At 64.3% G+C, this 1,896-nt stretch carries 2 protein-coding genes; one reads left to right on the top strand and one right to left on the bottom strand.

All coding sequences use genetic code 11. The features are described from left to right. Positions 1 to 227, top strand: a 227-nt coding sequence (locus EN935_RS41085) for a hypothetical protein (protein ID WP_164771596.1), incomplete at its 5' end; no start/stop codon positions are given. Positions 228 to 261: 34 nt separating this feature from the next. On the opposite strand, the gene mutL is transcribed toward EN935_RS41085, so the two are convergent. Then, positions 262 to 1,896 (bottom strand): DNA mismatch repair endonuclease MutL (gene mutL, locus EN935_RS33790; protein ID WP_127374112.1); only part of this gene is annotated, 1,635 nt, incomplete at its 5' end.

The raw sequence follows: 1,896 nt of genomic DNA, 5'->3' as shown, positions 1-1,896 counted from the left end.
AGCTGCAGGTCATCAACAAAAAGGAAAAGAAGGTTGTTCAGGAGATCGGGTTCGATGACGATAATTGCGACGCCGGCATGCTGATGACGCCCATCTATATGAATGTTCAAAAACAAGTGGAAACAAGATTAGAGATTATTTCCGTAAATTTTCGTGGCAACGCCGGCTATACGTTGGACTATGTTTTTTCTCTTAGAACCAAGAAGTACCACCAACTGGTGAAATGACGAGTGCCTCACTTGGCCGTGTGCAGGCAATGCTTTACCGCCGCCCGAACAGCCTTTCGATATCCGCCAGCTTGAGCTCGATATAGGTCGGGCGACCGTGGTTGCAGGTGCCGGAGCCGGGCGTCGCCTCCATCTGCCGCAACAATGCATTCATCTCTTCGGCCTTGAGCAGGCGGCCGGAACGCACCGAGCCGTGGCAGGCCATGGTCGCGGCGATCTTGTCCAGCCGTTCCTTCAGCGTGTCGACCGTGTCGTTGTCGGCGATCTCGTCGGCGAGGTCACGCACCAGTTGCTGGACATTCGTTTCGCCGAGCATCGATGGCGTCTCCCGCACTGCGACGGCGCCCGGGCCGAAGCGCTCGATGCCGAGGCCGAAGCGGGCCAGTGTTTCCGAATGCAGCGCAAGCCGTTCTGCATCCTCTTCCGCCAGGTCGATGATCTCAGGCAGAAGCAGCATCTGCGAGGGCACGGGGCGCGAATGCAGTGCATTCTTCAGCGCTTCGTAGACCAGGCGCTCATGCGCCGCATGCTGGTCGACGATGACGAGCGAATCCTTGGTCTGCGCGACGATGTAGTTCTCATGCACCTGGGCGCGCGCGGCGCCCAGCACCGCGCCAAGCAGCGTCTCGGCCGCCTCATCCTGCCCGGCACGCACATCGGCGCTGGCAAGCGGGCCGGCATCGAACGCCGCCTGCTCGTTCTCACGCAAACCACGATGCTCGAAGCCCGCGCCCTCGAAACCCATGTCGAACGGCCGCTGCGGCGACCGGGCCGGATCGAAGCCGGACGGACCTGACGCGCGGTAGACCGCGTCGTAGCTGCGGTGACCGTTTGCCGGGCCGCCGTGGCCGTAAGATGCAGCACCGGGCCGGAAGGCCGCCATCATGCCGGCCGCACCCGTGGTGGCGGCGCGGATGCCGGAATCGGCCAGCGCCTGGCGGATGGCGCCGACGATCAGCCCGCGCACCAGGCCGGGATCGCGGAAGCGGACATCGGCCTTGGCCGGATGGACATTGACGTCGACGATGGCCGGATCGAGCGACAGGAACAGCACCGTCACCGCATGGCGGTCGCGCGGCAAAACGTCGGCATAAGCACCGCGAATGGCGCCCGCAATCAGCTTGTCGCGCACCGGCCTACCGTTGACGTAGGCATATTGCTGCAGCGCGTTGGCACGGGTGAAGGATGGGATCGACACGTGACCGGTCAGATGCACGCCTTCGCGCATCGCCTCGATGGCAATCGAATTGTCGGGAAAATCGGCACCCATCACCTGGGCGACGCGACGCAGGCTGCCTGCCGCGCTGTCGTCCGTCGCCGGCAATTCCAGCGTCGAGCGGTCCGAGCCGGCCAGCGTGAAGCGCACGGCGGGGAAGGCGATGGCGATGCGCTTGATCACGTCACTGGTCGCCGAACTCTCGGCGCGCTCGCCCTTCATGAATTTCAGTCGGGCCGGCGTGGCGAAGAACAGGTCGCGCACCTCCACCGTGGTGCCGCGATTGGCCGCTGCCGGCCTGACGGGCAAGACGCGGCCGCCCTCGATGCCGATTTCGGCGGCACTGTCGCCGGCGGCCGTACGCGAACGGATCGACAGCCGCGACACCGAGCCGATCGACGGCAGCGCTTCGCCGCGGAAGCCGAGCGAGCGGATATCGTTGATATCCTCGGT

Source organism: Mesorhizobium sp. M7D.F.Ca.US.004.03.1.1 (assembly GCF_003998635.1).
GTDB classification, from domain to species: domain Bacteria; phylum Pseudomonadota; class Alphaproteobacteria; order Rhizobiales; family Rhizobiaceae; genus Mesorhizobium; species Mesorhizobium loti.
Note: the sequence above shows the minus strand (reverse complement) of the source record. Positions and strands in the feature narration are given on the sequence as shown.